Source organism: Salinarimonas soli (genome assembly GCF_008386575.1).
Classification (GTDB): domain Bacteria; phylum Pseudomonadota; class Alphaproteobacteria; order Rhizobiales; family Beijerinckiaceae; genus Salinarimonas_A; species Salinarimonas_A soli.
Genome location: NZ_VUOA01000007.1, coordinates 1 through 18,327, shown reverse-complemented (window position 1 = coordinate 18,327; position 18,327 = coordinate 1). Strand labels below are relative to the sequence as shown.

The 18,327-nt window shown below is 69.9% G+C and carries 15 protein-coding genes and 1 tRNA gene; 12 read left to right on the top strand and 4 right to left on the bottom strand.

Annotation, left to right across the window (positions count from 1 at the left end):
- Window positions 1-36 precede the first annotated feature (36 nt).
- From F0L46_RS03585 to F0L46_RS03530, 12 genes are all read left to right on the top strand, one after another.
- The gene (locus tag F0L46_RS03585) at window positions 37-486 is read left to right on the top strand and encodes a MerR family transcriptional regulator (RefSeq protein WP_149815665.1); all 450 of its coding nucleotides are present in this window, start codon (window positions 37-39) and stop codon (window positions 484-486) included.
- A gap of 634 nt (window positions 487-1,120) precedes the next feature.
- Window positions 1,121-2,914 carry an acyl-CoA dehydrogenase C-terminal domain-containing protein gene (locus F0L46_RS03580; protein WP_149815664.1) on the top strand — a complete coding sequence of 598 codons (1,794 nt, stop codon included), beginning with the start codon at window positions 1,121-1,123 and terminating at the stop codon, window positions 2,912-2,914.
- 2 nt (window positions 2,915-2,916) lie between these two features.
- On the top strand, window positions 2,917-3,138 hold the full coding sequence (locus tag F0L46_RS03575) for a hypothetical protein (RefSeq protein ID WP_149815663.1): 222 nt from the start codon (window positions 2,917-2,919) through the stop codon (window positions 3,136-3,138).
- A 98-nt stretch (window positions 3,139-3,236) separates the two neighbouring features.
- Window positions 3,237-4,445, top strand: coding sequence for an acetyl-CoA C-acetyltransferase (locus tag F0L46_RS03570; protein ID WP_149815662.1), 1,209 nt, complete (start codon window positions 3,237-3,239; stop codon window positions 4,443-4,445).
- 183 nt (window positions 4,446-4,628) lie between these two features.
- On the top strand, window positions 4,629-6,830 hold the full coding sequence (locus tag F0L46_RS03565; protein ID WP_149815661.1) for a 3-hydroxyacyl-CoA dehydrogenase NAD-binding domain-containing protein: 2,202 nt from the start codon (window positions 4,629-4,631) through the stop codon (window positions 6,828-6,830).
- A 180-nt stretch (window positions 6,831-7,010) separates the two neighbouring features.
- Window positions 7,011-7,520, top strand: a complete 510-nt coding sequence (locus F0L46_RS03560) for a DinB family protein (protein ID WP_149815660.1) — start codon at window positions 7,011-7,013, stop codon at window positions 7,518-7,520.
- Window positions 7,517-8,068, top strand: coding sequence for an acyl-CoA thioesterase (locus F0L46_RS03555; protein WP_149815659.1), 552 nt, complete (start codon window positions 7,517-7,519; stop codon window positions 8,066-8,068). Before F0L46_RS03560 ends, F0L46_RS03555 begins: the two co-directional genes overlap by 4 nt.
- 363 nt (window positions 8,069-8,431) lie before the next feature.
- On the top strand, window positions 8,432-9,049 hold the full coding sequence (locus F0L46_RS03550) for a 2-hydroxychromene-2-carboxylate isomerase (RefSeq protein ID WP_149815658.1): 618 nt from the start codon (window positions 8,432-8,434) through the stop codon (window positions 9,047-9,049).
- A 192-nt stretch (window positions 9,050-9,241) separates the two neighbouring features.
- Window positions 9,242-9,319 (top strand) — tRNA-Pro (locus tag F0L46_RS03545).
- A gap of 315 nt (window positions 9,320-9,634) precedes the next feature.
- Window positions 9,635-10,000, top strand: a complete 366-nt coding sequence (locus F0L46_RS03540) for a hypothetical protein (protein WP_149815657.1) — start codon at window positions 9,635-9,637, stop codon at window positions 9,998-10,000.
- A 221-nt stretch (window positions 10,001-10,221) separates the two neighbouring features.
- Window positions 10,222-11,178, top strand: coding sequence for a DUF2865 domain-containing protein (locus tag F0L46_RS03535; protein WP_149815656.1), 957 nt, complete (start codon window positions 10,222-10,224; stop codon window positions 11,176-11,178).
- Window positions 11,179-11,473: 295 nt separating this feature from the next.
- Window positions 11,474-12,586, top strand: a complete 1,113-nt coding sequence (locus F0L46_RS03530; protein WP_188311832.1) for a glycosyltransferase family 4 protein — start codon at window positions 11,474-11,476, stop codon at window positions 12,584-12,586.
- Window positions 12,587-12,590: 4 nt separating this feature from the next.
- Here F0L46_RS03530 and F0L46_RS03525 read toward each other — a convergent pair whose 3' ends face one another.
- From F0L46_RS03525 to rpoZ, 4 genes are all read right to left on the bottom strand, one after another.
- Window positions 12,591-13,787 (bottom strand): glycosyltransferase family 4 protein, encoded by a 1,197-nt coding sequence (locus tag F0L46_RS03525; RefSeq protein ID WP_188311831.1) that lies wholly within the window; start codon window positions 13,785-13,787, stop codon window positions 12,591-12,593.
- Window positions 13,775-15,025 (bottom strand): O-antigen ligase family protein, encoded by a 1,251-nt coding sequence (locus F0L46_RS03520; RefSeq protein ID WP_149815653.1) that lies wholly within the window; start codon window positions 15,023-15,025, stop codon window positions 13,775-13,777. The genes F0L46_RS03525 and F0L46_RS03520 overlap by 13 nt, the downstream gene beginning before the upstream one ends.
- A gap of 146 nt (window positions 15,026-15,171) precedes the next feature.
- Complete coding sequence (locus F0L46_RS03515; protein WP_149815652.1) at window positions 15,172-17,367, bottom strand: RelA/SpoT family protein; 2,196 nt, start codon at window positions 17,365-17,367, stop codon at window positions 15,172-15,174.
- A 158-nt stretch (window positions 17,368-17,525) separates the two neighbouring features.
- Complete coding sequence (gene rpoZ / locus F0L46_RS03510) at window positions 17,526-17,915, bottom strand: DNA-directed RNA polymerase subunit omega (protein ID WP_149815651.1); 390 nt, start codon at window positions 17,913-17,915, stop codon at window positions 17,526-17,528.
- Between the last annotated feature and the right edge of the window lie 412 nt (window positions 17,916-18,327).

Below are 18,327 nucleotides of genomic sequence, written 5' to 3'. Positions count from 1 at the left end.
CGCACACCAAAACAGGCATTGGGGCAGACAATGAAAATGGCGTCGTTGAAGCGCACTGGCACGGGCCAGGCATATTTCGAGGCCGGCCAGGCCGGTACCACGAAGTCCGTTGCGTCCACCAAGACCTACACGATCGGCGATCTCGCCCGCGAGTTCGGCGTGACGCTGCGGACCCTGCGCTTCTACGAGGACCGCGGTCTCCTTACGCCCCGCCGCGAGGGTCTGGCCCGCATCTACGACGCCCGCGACCGGGCCCGCCTCTCCGTCATCCTCAAGGGCAAGCAGCTCGGCTTCACCCTCACCGAGATCCGCGCGATGCTCGCGGAGGAGAACCTCGAGGCCGAGGCCGGCGGCTCCGACCTGAAGCTCTCGCTCGCCCAGGTCGAGGACCAGCTCGTCCATCTCGAGGCCCAGAAGGCCGAGATCGAGCGCGCCATCGAGGAGCTCCGCGCTCACCGCGAGACCCTCAAGGCGAACGCCGCCTGACCATCCGCACCTGAGCGCAAGGCCAGGGCGGATCCGACGATCCGTTTGCCGTGGGGGCAGAGAGCCGCACCCGGAAGACCGGGGCGGCTCCCAGGATTCGTTTGCCGTGGGGGCAGACCAGAGGCCCGGGGGAACCCGGGCCCGTCCGGAGAGAGGCGGTCGTTCCATTCAGGGACGGCCGCCTTTTTCGTGTGCGCTGCGCCTCCCCTCTCCCGGATGGGAGAGGGATGCACGAAGTGCCAGGGGTGAGGGTGCACGCTGGGAGTTTCGCGGCACTCCACCGCCGCATCCCCGTCATCCCCGGGCTTGACCCGGGGACCCAGGCCAACGGGTCGACTGGATGGCCGGCCTCATCCTGAGCCCGTCGAAGGACAAGCCCGGCCATGACAAGCGGGAGGGTCTGAGAGAGCTGGTCCGATCTGGCCACCCTCACACCCTGGCACTTCGTGCATCCCTCTCCCATCCGGGAGAGGGGAGGGCGCTTCTCTCCCCCCTTTACTTCGCATTTCCCCGCATCCGCCCCTTCCGTTCCGGGGGGAGATAGTTTATATGTGAACTATCTAGACGTGGGTCGGTCGCCCGCGTCGGCGCGGACGGGCGCGAGACCCGTCAGGATCTCAGGGGAGAGGCCCTCATGCCGAGCTACAAGGCACCCGTCGAAGACACGCTGTTCCTGCTCAACGACGTGTTCGGGTTCGAGAAGTACAACAACCTTCCCGGCTTCGCCGATGCCACGCCCGACATGGTCGAGGCGATCCTGGCCGAGGGCGCGAAGCTCTGCGAGGAGGTGCTCCAGCCCCTCAACCGCGTCGGCGACGTCCAGGGCTGCAAGCGCAATCCCGACGGCTCGGTCACGACGCCGCCCGGCTTCAAGGAGGCTCATCAGGCCTATGGCGAGGGCGGCTGGATCGGGCTTGCCGTGCCGGCCGAGTATGGCGGCCAGGGCCTGCCCTACACGCTCGGCGTGATCATGAACGAGTTCGCGTCCTCCGCGAACATGGCCTTCTCCATGTATCCTGGCCTCACCATGGGGGCGATCGCGGCGCTTCTCGTGCATGGCACGGAGGAGCAGAAGCAGGCCTATGTGCCCAAGATGGTCGAGGGCCGTTGGTCGGGCACCATGAACCTCACCGAGCCCCATTGCGGCACGGATCTGGGGCTCATCAAGACCAAGGCCGTCCCGAACGGCGACGGCTCCTACGCGATCACCGGCACGAAGATCTTCATCTCGGCGGGCGAGCAGGACATCACCGAGAACATCGTCCACCTGGTGCTGGCCCGCATCGAGGGGGCGCCGGCGGGCGTGAAGGGCATCTCGCTGTTCGTCGTGCCGCGCAACCACGTCGGCGCGGACGGCTCGGTGGGCGAGCGCAACGGCGTCACCTGCGGCTCCATCGAGCACAAGATGGGCATCCACGGCAACGCCACCTGCGTCATGAACTATGACGGCGCTCAAGGCTGGCTCGTGGGTCAGGAGAACAAGGGCCTCAACGCCATGTTCGTGATGATGAACGAGGCGCGCCTCGGCGTCGCGATCCAGGGCCTGTCGCAGTCCGAGGCCGCCTACCAGAACGCGGTGGCCTATGCCAAGGACCGCCTCCAGGGCCGCTCGCTCATGGGCGCCAAGCACGCCGACAAGGCCGCCGACCCGATCATCGTCCATCCGGACGTGCGCCGCACGCTCATGGGCATCCGCGCCTTCAACGAGGCGGCCCGGGCCCTCGTGCTGTGGACCGCGCTGAAATCGGACGTGGCGCACCGCTCGCAGGACGAGGCCGAGCGCAAGGCGGCCGACGACCACATGGGCCTCATGACCCCGGTCCTGAAGGGCGTGCTGACGGACGTGGGCTTCGACAACGCCGTCAAGGCCCAGCAGATGTTCGGCGGCCACGGCTATATCGAGGAATGGGGCATGTCGCAGTTCGTGCGCGATGCCCGCATCGCCATGATCTACGAGGGCGCCAACGGCATCCAGGCGATGGACCTGGTCGGCCGCAAGCTCCCCCGCGAGGGCGGCAAGGCCGTGATGGCCTTCTTCAACGAGGTGGGCGCCTTCTGCCAGGAGAACCAGGGCGACGAGGCGATGAAGCCCTTCATCGCCCCCCTTCAGCAGGGCCTGGGCCACCTCCAGCAGGCCACCATGTGGTTCATGCAGAACGCCATGGCCAAGCCCGACAACGCGGGCGCCGGCGCCTACGACTACATGCACCTCTTCGGCCTCGTCGCGATGGGCTACATGTGGGCGAAGATCGCGAAGGCGGCGGGCGTCAAGAAGTCGGCTGGCAACGGCGTCGCCGAGCGCATGGACGCCAAGCTCATGACAGGCCGCTTCTTCATGGAGCGCCTGATGCCAGAGACGGGCGCGCACCTTGCGCGGATCTCCTCGGGGGCCGATGCTGTTATGGCTCTGCCGGAGGCCGCGTTCTGACCATGACCGAGCCCGAGAACCTGACGCTTCAGCTCCTGCGCGAGATACGCGGCGAGATCGGCGCCCTACGCGGTGACGTGCGTGGGATGTCCGAACGTCTGGACACCGTCGAGATCAAGCTCGACGGGCTCACGCACGCCGTCGTGGCGGGGTTCGGCTCGCTCGTCCATGAGCTCGACGCGGTCAAGGAGCGTGTCGGGCGACTCGAGGCCGAGAAGGCCTGATCCATGTCGGGCGCCCCCGCCGGGGCGCCATCCCCAAGAATTCGAGGCCCGCGCAGCCGGGCCGCCGCGCCCCGGACGGGCGCCAGGGAGAGGACCCCATGCCTGAGGCCTATATCTACGACCACGTGCGCACCCCCCGCGGGCGCGGCAAGGCGGACGGTTCGCTGCACGAGGTGACCTCCGTCGACCTGTCGGTCACCACGCTCGGCGCGATCCGCGACCGCAACGGCGTCGATCCCGTCCTCATCGAGGACGTGGTGCTGGGCTGCGTCGATCCCATCGGCGAGGCTGGCGGCGACATCGCCCGCGCGGCCGCCCTCAAGGCGGGCTTCGGCAAGGACACCCCGGGCGTCCAGATCAACCGCTTCTGCGCCTCCGGGCTCGACGCCGTGAACCTCGCGGCCGCCCAGGTGATGAGCGGCATGAAGGATCTCGCCATCGGCGGCGGCGTCGAGTCGATGAGCCGCATCGGCATGAGCGCCTCGGGCGGCGCCTGGCCCGTGGATCCGGGCATCGCGATCCCGAACTACTTCCTGCCCCAGGGCATCTCGGCCGACCTCATCGCCACGAAGTACGGCTTCACCCGCGATGACTGCGACGCTTACGCCGTCCAGTCGCAAAAGCGCGCCGCGGCGGCCTGGGAGGCCGGGCGCTTCGCGAAATCCGTCGTTCCCGTGAAGGACGTGAACGGCCTCACGATCCTCGCCCGTGACGAGCACATGCGGCCCTCGACCGACATGCAGTCGCTTGGCCAGCTCAAGGCGGCCTTCGTCCAGATGGGCGAGATGGGCGGCTTCGACGCCGTGGCGATCGCGGCGCACCCGGACGTGGAGGAGGTCAAGCACGTCCACCACGCCGGCAACTCGTCGGGCATCGTCGACGGCGCCTCCGCCGTGCTCGTGGGCTCCAAGGCGGGCGGCGAGGCGGCGGGCGTCAAGCCGCGCGCCCGCATCCGCGCCTTCGCCTCCATTGGCTCGGATCTCGCCCTGATGCTCACGGGCCCCATCGACGTCACCGAGCTCGTGCTGCGCAAGGCCGGCATGACCAAGGACGACATCGACCTGTTCGAGATCAACGAGGCCTTCTCGGCGGTGGTCCTGCGCTACATCCAGGCGCTGGAGCTCGATCCGGACCGCGTGAACGTCAATGGTGGCGCCATCGCCATGGGCCACCCGCTCGGCGCCACGGGCGCCATGGTGCTCGGCACCGTGCTCGACGAGCTGGAGCGCACGGGCAAGCAGACCGCCCTCGTGACCCTCTGCGTCGCCGCCGGCATGGGCACCGCGACGATCATCGAGCGGGTCTGACTCCCGTCCCCCCTCCCCCTTGCGGGGAGAGGCTAGGGGTGGGGGTGGTGCCGCCGGGCTGGCCGTCTCAAGGACGGGCCTGTACCGCCGTGGAGCCCTCCCAACCGATCCGCCGCTCTGACTTTACGACCCCCACCCCCAACCCCTCCCCGCAAGGGGGAGGGGGGCTGACGGGAGCCCACCATGAACCTCACCAATTTCCGCTTCGAGACCGATTCCGACGGCATCGCGGTCGCGACCTGGGACATGCCCGGCCGCTCCATGAACGTCATCACCCCCGAGGTCATGGCCGATCTCGACGCGATCATCGACGCGGTCGTGGCCGACGCCGCGGTCAAGGGCTGCGTGATCACGTCGGGCAAGGAGGGCTCCTTCTCCGGCGGCGCCGACCTCACCATGCTCCAGGGCCTGCGCACCCTCTACGAGGGGCTCGCCAAGGAGCGGGGCGAGGAGGCTGCCATGCAGACCTTCTTCGACGAGTCCCGGCGCCTGACGCTGCTCTACCGCAAGCTCGAGACCGCGGGTAAGCCGTTCGTGGCGGCCGTGCACGGCGTGTGCCTCGGCGGCGCCTTCGAGCTCGCGCTCGCCTGCCACCACCGGGTCCTGTGCGACCACGATGCGACCCGCGTGGGTCTCCCTGAGATCAAGGTCGGCCTCTTCCCCGGCGCGGGCGGCACGCAGCGCGTGGCGCGCCTGATGCAGACGGGCGACGCGCTCCAGATGCTGTTCAAGGGCGACCAGATCCGCCCGCTCATGGCCCGCAACATGGGCCTCGTCCACCAGGTCGTGCCCCACGCCGATCTCCTGGAGACCGCCAAGGCCTATATCCGCAACGGCGGCGCGGCCGTCGCCCCCTGGGATCAGAAGGGCTTCAAGACCCCGTCCGGCAAGGTGTTCTCCGCCGCCGGCATGCAGATCTGGCCCCCGGCCAACGCGATCTACCGCCGCGAGACCAACGACAACTACCCGGCGGCCAAGGCCATCCTCCAGGCCGTCTACGAGGGCCTGCAGCTGCCCATGGACTTGGCGCTTAAAGTGGAGTCCCGCTACTTCGCCAAGATCCTGCGCACGCCGGAAGCCGCGGCGATGATCCGCACGCTGTTCCTCTCCATGGGCGAGCTCAACAAGGGCGCGCGCCGGCCGGAAGGCGTGGCGCCGACGACGATCCGTAAGGTGGGCGTGCTCGGCGCCGGCTTCATGGGCGCGGGCGTGGCCTATGTCACGGCCAATGCCGGCATGGAGGTGGTGCTCCTCGACCGCGACATGGAGGCCGCCGAGAAGGGCAAGGCCTACAGCCATAAGCTCGTCTCCGACCAGATCATGAAGGGCCGCGCCAAATCCGCCGATCGCGATGCGCTGCTCGCCCGCATCAAGACCACGTCCGACTACGCCGATCTCGCCGACTGCGACCTCATCGTCGAGGCCGTGTTCGAGGATCCGGCCGTGAAGGCCGAGGTGGTCCAGAAGGTCGAGGCCGTGATCCGGCCCGACTGCATCTTCGGCACCAACACCTCGACGCTCCCCATCACGGGCCTCGCCAAGGCCTCCAAGCGCCCCGAGAATTATATCGGCATCCACTTCTTCTCGCCCGTCGAGCGGATGATGCTAGTCGAGATCATCATGGGCAAGGCCACTGGCGACGCGGCGCTTGCGGCCGCTCTCGACTATGTGCGCGCCATCAAGAAGACGCCCATCGTCGTCAACGACGCCCGCGGCTTCTTCGCCAACCGCTGCGTCGGCGCCTACATTCTCGAGGGGCACAAGATGCTCGCCGAGGGCGTGCCCGCCGCGATGATCGAGAACGCCGGCAAGGCGGCCGGCATGCCGGTAGGCCCGCTGTCCCTCAACGACGAGGTGGCGCTCGACCTCGCACTCAAGATCGTCAAGGCGACGAAGGCGCAGGTGGGCGCGGACGCGGTCGATCCGGCGCAGGAGGAGCTCCTCGTGCGCATGGTGGAGCGCGAGGGGCGCCTGGGCCGGAAGAACCGCAAGGGCTTCTACGACTATCCGGAGGGCGGCAAGAAGCGGCTCTGGCCCGGCCTCGCCGGCCTCCAGCCCAAGCACAAAGAGGGTGAGCTCATCGACTTCGAGGAGCTGAAGAGCCGCCTGCTCGTGGCCCAGGCCGTCGAGGCGGCGCGGGTCTTCGAGGAGGGCGTGGTCACGGATCCGCGCGAGGCGGATGTGGGCTCCATCCTCGGCTTCGGCTTCGCGCCCTTCACCGGCGGCGTCCTGTCCTACATCGACATGATGGGCGCGCGCGCCTTCGTGGAGATGTGCCGGGGCCTGGAGGCCAAGCACGGCCCCCGCTTCTCGCCACCAAGGATGCTCGTCGAGATGGCCTCCACAGGCGGCACCTTCTACGGCCGCGCCAAGCGGGCGGCGTGAGGCGCGCTTTCCCCTCCCCCTTGCGGGGAGGGGCCGGGGGTGGGGGTCGGGACGCCACGCGCCGACGGTCCAGGTCAGGGCTGTAGCGGCGTGCGTGCTCCCTACCCCTCCGCCAGCTCCGACTTTACGACCCCCACCCCTGACCCCTCCCCGCAAGGGGGAGGGGAACGGAGCTCACCCATGACCCACCTCTTCCGCATGCTCGCCGCCTACAATGCGTGGGCGAACCTCAAGGTCTACGTCGCGGCGGCCGCGCTCCCGGATGCCGATTACCGGGCCGACCGGGGTGCGTTCTTCAAGTCGGTCCACGGCACGCTCAACCACCTCATGGTCGCCGACAAGATCTGGATGCACCGCTTCACGGGGGAGGGGGAGTCGCCCACGCGGCTCGACGCGATCCTGTTCGAGGCCTTCCCGGACCTGCGCCGGGAGCGCGAGCGCGAGGACGCCCGCATCGAGACCTATGCCGGGGGCCTCACCGACGCCGCGCTCGCCGGCAACATCCGCTACCGCACCATCACCCGGCCCATGGACGTCGAGCAGCCCCTGGCCCCGACCCTGATGCATTTCTTCAACCACCAGACCCACCATCGCGGCCAGATCCATGTGCTGCTGACAGGGCTTACGGGCGAGGCGCCGTCCCTCGACCTCGCCTGGTTCCAGCGCGAGAGCGGGATCGGCCTGCGGTGAACCTCTGGCTGCGCCTCCTCCACCTCGTCGTCTCGGCGTTTTGGCGGCCCCGGCTCGATCCGCTCGTGGAGGTGTCTCGCCTCTCCTTCCGGGTATGGCCGCACGATCTCGACACCTCGCTGCACATGAACAACGGCCGCTACTGGACCCTCATGGATCTGGGCCGCGCCGACGTGATGATCCGCTCGGGGCTGTGGCGCGCGGTGCTGCGGGAGAAATGGCTGCCGGTGGTGAGCGCGGGAAAAATCCGGTTTCGCCGTGAGCTGCGCCTGTTCCGGCCCTTCGAGCTCCAGACCCGCCTCGTCGCCTGGACGGACACGTCCATCGTCATGGAGCACCGGATCGTGTCGCGGGGCCGGGAGGGCAACGAGATCCTCGCTGCGATCGCGCTGGTGCGGGTCGGGCTCTACGACCGGGGCGCCCGCGCCTTCGTGCCCGTGAGCCGGATCCTCGCCGAGCTCGGCCGCCCGGACATGCCGAGGCCTCCCATGACCCCCGAGGTCGCGGCCTTCCTCGCCGCCGAGGACGCGCTCAAGGGCGCGGCTTGACGAGGGCACAGTACGAATCGGCTCGTCAGCCGTTCCGTGCCTGTTCCGATGAGTTCTTGAGGTCCGGTTAACGAACCGCGTGCATCTTTGCCTTACGTCTTAACGAAAGGTAAGTGCCTTGACCTCCGACAGCCCCCACCGTTTCAAAATCCGTTTCACTGACATTGTCGAGCTTTCCGCGTCTGGGTTCGGCATCCCTGCCTTTTTCGCGGCGCCAATCGTCCTTGGCGGCTCTATTGTAGCAGCGCTGCTCTGGTGGCTTTCCTGACGTGCATCGCGTCCGCGCCCATCTCTGCGGCTCCCTGGCGTGCCTTGACGAGGGCGCGTGGCCTAGGTGGCGGTGCGGCAGCCCCGAGGACCCCCATGCCCCGCCCCATCGACTACTACTTCTCCACCGTCTCGCCCTGGGCCTATATCGGCCACGCGCCCTTCCTGGAGATCGCCCGGCGGCACGATCTCGCGATCGCCTACAAGCCGGTGTTCCTGGGCCAGGTCTTCGCCCAGACGGGCGGCCTGCCGCTGGCCCAGCGCCACCCGGCCCGGCAGCGCTACCGGCTCGTCGAGCTTCAGCGCTGGCGCGAGCGGCGGGGCCTCGCCTTCAACGTCCAGCCGAAGCACTGGCCCTTCGACGCGACGCTCCTCGACCGCTTCGTCATCGCGATGGTCAATGCGGGCGGCGACCCGGGCGCCTTCCTGCGCCGGGCCTATGCCGGGATCTGGGAGGAGGAGCGCAACCTCGCCGACCCCCTCGTCGTCGCCGAGCTGGCGGAGGCGGAGGGCCTCGACTCGACTGCGCTCCTGGAGAGCGCGCAGGCCACGGCCTCGGAGGTGGTCTACGTCCTCAACATGGAGAACGCCATCGCGGCGGACGTCTTCGGCTCCCCGGCCTACGTGCTCGGCGGCGAGGTGTTCTGGGGCCAGGACCGCCTCGACCTTCTCGACCACGCGCTCGCCACCGGCCGCACGCCGTATCGGCCGTGAAAGCCCGTTTCGGGGGGCGTGACCGTTAGCCTCGAGTGTCATCCCCGGCCGGAGGCGGCTTCCCCTCCACCCACCTGACGGTGGGCTCCGGCCGGGGATGACATCAGGCGCGCTCCCGGATGGAGCTACCCCCGTTTCGGGGGTTGCGGCGAGGGCCCAAACGCTTTATGTCCCCCAAACCCGCAAGGGCGTCGGAGCGTGGCGCAGCCTGGTTAGCGCACTAGTCTGGGGGACTAGGGGTCGTGGGTTCAAATCCCGCCGCTCCGACCATTATCAGAGCCCTTGAGGGGCCCTTGACGACCAAAAAGCCGCCTTCGGGCGGCTTTCGTGTTTTCGGGGCGGCTCATGGCCCGGCCTCGCAGATCCGCCTCGGCGCGAGGGATGTTCCCTTCGCAGGCCGGGTCAAGCAGGCGTGGCGGCCGCTTCCGTCTCCCGACCACAAGCGTGCACCGTCCTGAAACCGTCCCCGGCGAGGGGCCCTCCGGTGCGGCCCCGCACGAGCAATTAAGGCTGCCGAGGCTTGGCGGTTGCGGGGGCATCCGGCTTGTGCAAAGGCAGCGGCCTCAACTCTGGGGGCTTACCATCATGAAAATCGTCGTCACCGCCGCCGCGATCGCGGCGGGCCTTGCCGCTTGCGCGACCCGGTCGGACAACATCTCGGCGTCCTACATCTCGCCGGTCACCTATCAGGGCTATAGCTGCCGCGAGCTCGGCCAGGAGGCGGCCCGCGTCTCGGCCCGGGCGGCTCAGGCCGTCGGGGCCCACGATCAGAAGGCCACGAACGACGCCGTCGCCACGGGCGTGGGCGTCGTCCTGTTCTGGCCGGCCCTGTTCTTCATCAAGGGCGACGGTGCCTCCGCCTCCGAGGTCGCGAGCCTGAAGGGCCAGATGGAGGCCATCGAGCAGGCCAGCATCCAGAAGAAGTGCGGGATCGAGTTCCGCCGCGCCTGAGCGCCGCATCGACCATTTTCGACGTCGAGACCATCGGACGGGCTGCGCCTGCGCGCCCGTCCGACCTGCTTGCACACGACCGTTCGGTGACTCATCTCGCGCGTCCGCGAGAGCCCGGCCGTACCCGTCAACCTTAACATTGGATAAACGCGCTGCCCCCGTAGCCCCCAGCGTCCTGTCCCATTACGGTCCGCCTTTCACCTGACCTTGGGAGAGGCCCCATGACCGCTGGCAGTGACGACGTGTCCCCAAGGGGCGGGGAGGGCGTCGCGGCCGTGCGGGCGGGGCTTCGCGCGCCGCTGAGGCGCGGGCGGGGCAGGGCGGTCGGGCTCGGGGTGCTGCTGGGGCTTGCCGCGCTCGTCACGGGCGCCGGGATGGTGCGGGCGGCGGACGATGCCGGGATCATGAGCTTCTTTCGCGAGGAGGCGGCGCGCCGGCTGCCGGCGCCCGTCGCGCGCGTCGTGGTGCCGGCGGCCGTGGCCCAGCCGGCGCGGTCGGCGGCGGCTGCACCGAAAGCCCAACCCCTGCGCGTCGCGTCCGCAACCGCATCCGCCCGGGCGGCCGGGCCCGTCACCGGCCGCAGCGTCTGCGTGCGCCTATGCGACGGCTACTTCTTCCCGCTAGGCAATCTCGCGTCGGACCGCGACCGGCCGTTGCATCAGGCCTCCTGCGAGGCGGCTTGCCCGCAGGCCGAGATGGCCCTGTTCACGCTCCCTCGCGGCTCGGCCGACATCGGCGCGGCGCGAGGCTCCGACGGGCGGCCTTATCGCAGCCTGCCGCAGGCCTTCGCGCATCAAAGCCGCCGCCCCGCCGCCTGCTCGTGCCAGGGGCCCGACAACATCGCGAGCCGCCTGAACCCCGCCCAGGACCCGACCCTGCGCCGGGGCGACGTCATCGTCGGCGCGGTCTCGGCGGTCGCCTTCGCGGGCGAGCGGCAGGGCTTCGAGGACTTCCGCCGCACCCGGGCGCTCGGCGCCAGCGCGCGCCGCCAGGTCGACACGCTCCTCGCCGTCTCGGCGCGGGAGGCGACCCGCGAGGCGCTGCTGCGGACCATGCGCGTCGTAACCCTCGAGCCGGCGCGCCCTGCCGCGTCCAGGGGCTTCACCGCGGTCGAGCCCGCGGGCGGGTTCGGCGGCGTGGGCCGCGTGGCGTCCTCGTCCTTCGTCGCCCTGAACTAGCGCCGTCACGTCACAGTGCGGCCCGTAATGACAGTCCCATCCTCCCCCTCATGCTGAGGTGCCCTGCGTGGCAGGGCCTCGAAGCACGCACCACCTCGCCACCGCCGTCCGGAGTCCTCTGGAACCCCCTTCGAGGCCCACCTGCGGTAGGCACCTCAGGACGAGGCCGGGGAGGACTTCGGGCCAGCCTCTCAGCGCTCCAGGATCCCGCACAGGGCCGGTTAACCCGGCTATGCCAGGGTGCGCCGCAAACGGGGCCTCGGGCCCGGTCCGTCGCGCCAAGGGGTCTTGCGTCATGAAGGCTGTCATCAACGGCCGCTTCCTCGCCCAGCCGATGAGCGGCGTGCAGCGCTATGCCGGCGAGATCGTGCAGGCGCTCGATGCGGCGCTGGCCACGGGCGCGATCGCACACGACGTCGAATGGGTGCTGGTAACCCCTGAGCCCGCCGAGGTGCCCTTCGATCTCAGGGCCATCCGCCTCCAGCGCGTCGGGCGCTGGATCGACCATCGCTGGGATCAGGTCACCCTGGCCCAGGCGGCCCGGGGGGCGCGGCTCCTCAGCCTTGCCGGCAGCGGGCCGCTCCTGCACCCGCGCCATCTCGTCGTCATCCACGACGCGGCGGTCTATCGCCATCCCGAGCATTTCTCCCGGGCCTACCGCCTGGTCCATGCCACGGCGGGACGCATCCTCGCCCGCACGGCCCGGCTCGCCACCGTGTCCGAGTTCTCCCGCGACGAGCTCGCCGCGATCCTGAAGGTGCCGGGCTCGGCGATCCGGGTCGCCCCGAACGGCTGGGAGCACCTGGCCCGCGTGCAGGCGGACGAGGCGGGGGCGCTGCGGCTTGCCGGCGAGGCGCCGTTCTTCGTCACCGTGGGCAACCTCACCCGCAACAAGAATCTCAGCGTCGCCATCGAGGCCTTCCGGCGGCTGGAGCCCGGCGCGGCGCGGCTCGTCGTGGTCGGGCGGGCGGATGCGCGCATCTTCGGGGCCGAGCCCGTGCCGGCGGACGGGAACGTGATCTTCGCCGGGCGCCAGAGCGACGAGGTTCTGGCGGGCCTCCTGCGGCGCTCCCGTGCGCTGATCTTCCCGAGCCTTTACGAGGGCTTCGGCATCCCGCCGCTGGAAGCCATGGCGGCCGGCACCCGCGTCCTCGCCTCGCGGGCGGCCGCCGTGGTGGAGGTGTGCGACGGGGTGGCCGATTTCTTCGACGCCCACGACGCGGACGGCCTCGCCCGCCTCATGGGCGCGGTCCTGGCCGAGCCGCCGGCGATCCGCGCCGCCCGCATCGAGGCCGGGCGCGAGCGCCTCGCCCGCTACAGCTGGGCCCGCTCGGCCCGCCTCCTGGCGCAAGGGCTTCTGTCGCCCGGTCGCGTGCCCGCGGGCGAGCCGGAGCTCGCGGCGGGGTAGCGGCTCACGCCGCGGCGCGCCTGCGGGCGATCGCCGCCTCGAACACCGCCTCGTAAGACTCGATCACGCGGCCCGGCTCCAGGCGCTCCAGGCGCCTGGCGAGGGCGTCGGCGGAGATCGCCCGGTCGTCGCGCGTGCCAAGGCGGGCCGAGAGGAGGGCGGCGAGGCTCTCGGGCGTTGGGTCGAACAGCCAGCCCGTGCGCCCTTCGTCGATCTGCTCCGGGATGCCGCCGGAGCGGGCGCCCGCCACCGGCACCCCGTGCATGTAGCTCTCGAACACCCCCCGGGGCTGCGGGTCGGGCCAGATCGAGGGGACGATCAGGAGGTCGATGCAGGGGAAGAAATCCGCCGCCCGCGTCCAGCCGAGGAAGCGGACGTTGGCAGGCGCGGCGGCCTTGAGGGCGTCGACGAAGGCCGGGTCCCCGGTGCCGCCGATGTCGAGGGTCCAGCCCTGCGGCGGCAGGCGGCGAACCGCCTCGATGAGGAGGCTCACCCCCTTGTCGTGGATGAGCCGCCCGAAATAGCCGAGCCGCAGCTCCGCAGCCCCGCGCCGCGGGCCGGCGGGCCGGTGGAAGTCCCGGAAGAGGTTGGGCAGCACCTCGGTGCGGGCATGCGGGAAGAAGCCCCAGGCGAGGTGACGGTCGAGGGTGAAGCGGCTCACGCCCACGACCGTGTCGACGAGGCGCGAGAGGGCTTTGCGCGGACGGGTGAGCCACGCGCAAGGGGTGCAGGGCCGCTCGCATAGCCGCCCGTCCCGGAACCCCGATCCGCGGGGGCACATGGTCCCGTATTCGTGGAGATAGTGGACGACGGGGAGCCCTCGCCGCCGGGCCTCGCGCCAGACGAGCTGGGACAAGCCTGGCAGGGCGTGGGTGTTGACGATATCGGGGCGCTCGGCGTCGAGGATGCGGCCGAAGGCGGCGGCCATGAAGGGGTTGGCGCCGTCCAGCGCATGCCAGGCCAGCCGCGCGGGCGCCGCATGCGGGCGGCCGTCGAAGCCGAAATAGAGGTTGCGGTTGGGCAGGGCGTGGACCCGTACGCCCCCGTCGTCCCAGGTCTCGTGACCCCGGCCCGGATGGTGCACGACGAGGCTCACCCCGTGGCCGCGCTCGCTGAGCCCGTGCGCGAGATCGAGCGCGGCGGCCTCGGCGCCGCCCTTGATGGTGGCCGGGTGGCCCGAATTGGCGATCAGGATGCGCATGGCGACGCCGCTCCCCTGGTGGCTGCCGGGACCGCGCGCGGGGGCCAGTTGCGGGGGTTCACGCCCCATAGGAGCCCCATCATGAGCCAGAGATGGCGCCAGCGCTCCGCCTCGTGCAGGAGGGCGCAGGTCGCGATGCCGAGCCAGCCCAGCATCAGCACGATGCAGATCACGTCGCCGGTGCGGCGGTAGTTGCGGATCGACAGGGTGATCGAGAACACGAGGAGGAAGGTATAGGCGAAGCCCGCGCTCCAGCCGAAATTCATGAAGGACGAGATCCAGAGATTGTGGATCGGCTCGGGGAAGAGCTTCTCGTATTGCAGGAGCCCCATGCCGCGGGGATTGTCGAGGATGAAGGCGATGCTGCCGATATAGCGGTTGAGGCGTCCCTGCTCGCCGAGGTCGTATTCCTTGGCGAAGGTGAAGCGGTCGAGGAACTTGTCGTCGGCGCCCTCGATGAACAGCATGGCGCAGATGCCCACCAGCACCAGCACCGTGGCCCCGCCCGCGCCGTAGAGGAAGGTGCGCAGCAGCGCCTGCCGGTTCATGATGGCGACGAGGACGAGGCTCAGGACCAGCGCGGCCACCACGGCGACCCGGGAGAAGGACAGGACGAGCCCCAGCGTGAGGCACAGGAGGCAGCCGATATAGAGCCAGCGGTGCCGGCCCCGGTTGATGAAGTACACGCAGCCCAGAACCCCCGGCAGCAGGAAGGCGCCGTACATGTTGGGGTCGTCGAGGAGCGCCTTGGCGCGCCCGTCCCAGGTGAGGTCCGGGTCGTTGAGCGCGAAGCCCGCGGTGCCGAGCAGCGCCGCGATGAGGGTCGAGCCGATCCAGACCTGGAGGAAGCGGTGCAGGTGGGCCGAGGTCCAGTGGACCGCGACGAGGCAGGCGCACAGGCCGATCGAGACCGCGAAGCTGATCTTCACCATCTGGTACGACACCTCGTCGTCGTCGATGAAGCGCAGCGAGGCCGACAGGAGCGACAGGAGCCAGACGAAGATCAGGACATAGTAGAAGAAGGCGGTCACCGTGAGCTGCTGGCGGCAGAACACCGTGAGGGCGAAGGCCGTGGTGAGCGCGATGTCGACGGGGGAGGGGCGAAACAGGGTGTAGTTGACGAGGATGACGGCGATCAGGAACACGAAGGTCCGGATGCGCCGCCCCCGCCAGCCGCGCCAGGTCTCGCCGGCGGGCCAGAAAGCCGGATGATCGAGGGCGGGCTGGAGGGCGCTCACGCGCGGGCCCCGGCCGCCGCGGCCGCGACGTCCCGTCCAGGCCTGATCCCAGCCGCCCCGCGCTTCGTCCGCTGCCTCATCCGCACCCCTCCCGCACCGGCGGGGATCATGGCGCAAGAGGGTTAAGCGATCGCCAGCGGGCAGCCCTATCCGGTGACCCGCTGGACCTGGCTCACCACGCGCTTGGCGCGCAGCTCGCCGATGATCGCGTTGAGGTGCTTCAAGTCCCAGACCGCGAGGTCGATGACCACGTCGGTGAAGTCCGGGGTGCGCCGGTCCATGGCGACGTTGTCGATGTTGCCGTCGTGGTCCGCGATCACCTGGGCGATCTGGGCGAGCGAGCCTGGCTCGTTGATGCTCTGGAGCCGGAGCCTTGCCGGGAAGCGCTGCGCCGCGCCGATGTCGATGTCCCAGCGCACGTCCACCCAGCGATGCGGCTCGTTGTCGAAGGCCGCGAGGGCCGAGGACTGGATGGGATAGATGGTGACGCCCTCGTTGGGCGTCAGGATGCCGACGATCCGGTCGCCGGGCACGGCACCGCCATTGGGGGCGAAGCGCACGGGGATGTCGCGGTTGAGGCCGCGGATCGGGATGCCGTTGCCCCCGCCGTCGCCGTTGGGCAGCTTCAGCTTCACCGTGGCGTCCTGGGCCATGCTCATCCAGCCCGCGCCGTCCACGGGCGCGCCGGGGGTGCGGCGCTCCTCCTTGTAGTCGGGATAGACGGCCTTCACGACGTCGCCGGAGAACATCTCTCCCCGTCCCACGGCGGCCAGCACGTCCTCGACGGTGCCGCGGGCGAGCCGGGGGAGGGCGCCTTTCAGCTTCTCCTCCGAGAACGCCTTGCCGGCGCGCTCGAAGGCGCGCTCCAGGATCTGGCGCCCCAACCCCGCATATTGGCGGCGCACGGCGGTGCGGGTGGCGCGGCGGATCGCCGAGCGCGCCTTGCCCGTGACCACGAGGGATTCCCAGGCCGCGGGCGGCACCTGCGCGTCGGCGCGCACAATCTCCACCTCGTCGCCGTTCTGGAGCTCGGTGAGGAGCGGGGCCATGCGGCCGTTGATCTTGCAGCCCACCGCCGTGTTGCCGACGTCGGTGTGGACCGCATAGGCGAAGTCGATGGGCGTGGCGCCGCGCGGCAGCGCGATGAGGCGGCCCTTGGGGGTGAAGCAGAACACCTGGTCGTGGAAGAGCTCGAGCTTGGTGTGCTCCAGGAACTCCTCCGGGCTGTCGCCCTCGGCCAGGAGATCGATGGTGCGCCGCAGCCATTGATAGGCGCGGCTTTCCTGCGCGAGCCGCGAGGTGTCGTTGATCCCCTCCTTGTAGAGGGGGTGGGCCGCGATGCCGAACTCGGCGATCTCGTCCATGGAGCGGGTGCGGATCTGCAGCTCGACGCGCTGGCGGCCCGGCCCGATCACGGTGGTGTGGATCGAGCGGTAGTCGTTCTGCTTCGGGGTCGAGATGTAGTCCTTGTAGCGGCCGGGCACCATCGGCCAGGTGGTGTGGACCACGCCGAGCGTCCGGTAGCACTCGTCGAGGTCGCCGACGAGGATCCGGAAGCCGAAGATGTCGGAGAGCTGCTCGAAGGCGACGGACTTGCGCTCCATCTTGCGCCAGATCGAGTAGGGCTCCTTGCGCCGGCCCTTCACCTCGGCCGGGATGCCCCGGGTCTCCAGCCGGCCCATGAGGTCGTGCTCGATCTCCTCGACGAGCCGCTCGCTGCGGGCCTCCAGGTCGTTGAGGCGCCGGGTGATGGTCTCGTAGGCCTCCGGGTTGAGGTTGCGGAAAGCGAGGTCTTCCAGCTCCTCGCGCATTTCCTGCATGCCCATGCGGCCGGCGAGCGCCGCGTAGATGTCGAGGGTTTCCTGCGCGATGCGGGCCCGCTTCTCGGCGGGCATGAAGTGCAGGGTGCGCATGTTGTGCAGGCGGTCGGCGAGCTTCACGAGCAGCACGCGCACGTCCGCCGCGACCGCGAGCAGGAGCTTGCGGAAGTTCTCGCCCTGCGCCGCCTGCTTGGACACGAGGTCGATGCGCTTGAGCTTCGTCAGGCCGTCGACGAGCGCCCGGATCTGGGGGCCGAACAGCTTCTCGATCTCGTCGAGGGTCGCCTCCGTGTCCTCCACGGTGTCGTGGAGGACCGCGGCCACGATGGTGGCGTCGTCGAGCCGCAGGTCCGTGAGGATCGCGGCGACCTCGAGGGGATGGGCGAAGAACGGGTCGCCGGAGGCGCGCTTCTGGGTGCCATGCGCCCGCATGGCATAGATGTAGGCCCGGTTGAGAAGAGCCTCGTCGGCGGCGGGGTTATATTTCCGGACCCGCTCGACGAGCTCGTACTGACGCATCATGCCCGCGCGCCCCCACGGCGCCGTAGTCCACCGATCTTTCGTAATCTAAAAAAGGTAAGGGGCTGATTGCTGCACCGCAAGGCGCGTTTCGCCGCCCCCACATGAAAAGACCCGGCGCTGGGCCGGGTCCTGGTCTCGTCGGGGCGGGCGCGGGGCGCTCACTCGTCGTCGTCGCTCTCCGCCGGGGGCACGAGGCCTTCCAGGCCGCGCAGGAGGTCGTCCTCCGACATGCGGTCGAACTGCACCTCTGAATCGTCGCCCCCGCCGCCGGCCACCGGCCCGCCGATGAGCGGCACGGCCTCGGCCTCGGGCTCGTCGACCTCGACGTATTTCTGGAGCGAGTGGATGAGCTGCTCCTTGAGGTCGTCGGGAGCGATCGTCTCGTCGGCGATCTCGCGCAGAGCCACGACGGGGTTCTTGTCGCGGTCGCGGTCGATGGTGAGCGGCGCGCCCGACGAGATGAGGCGGGCGCGGTGGCTCGCCAGCAGCACGAGCTCGAAGCGGTTCTCGACCTTGTCGATGCAGTCCTCGACGGTCACGCGAGCCATGGGCGGCTCCTCTCGGTGGATGGGGTGTCCGGAAAGGGGGCTCGTTACACGAAAGCGGCCGCGGGGACAAGGGGCGGAGGGCTCCCCTCTCCCGGATGGGAGAGGGGTCGGGGGTGAGGGATCACGCCGGGAGGGGCGCACTACGTCTCCGCCTCACCACCGTCATCCCCGGGCTTGTCCCGGGGACCCAGGCTCACGCCTCGACTGGATGGCCGGGTCAAGCCCGGCCATGACAAGCGGAAAGCTTCGAGAGAACCGGTTCGACCTCGCCACCCTCACCCCCGACCCCTCTCCCATCCGGGAGAGGGGGGGGCGCTCCACCCGGCGACACCCGCGCCCCTTGACCGCTTTTCCGTCCCCCTTATGGTCCGCGCCACTTCGGGTGTAAGGAGCGGAGCCCTTGGCGATCGCG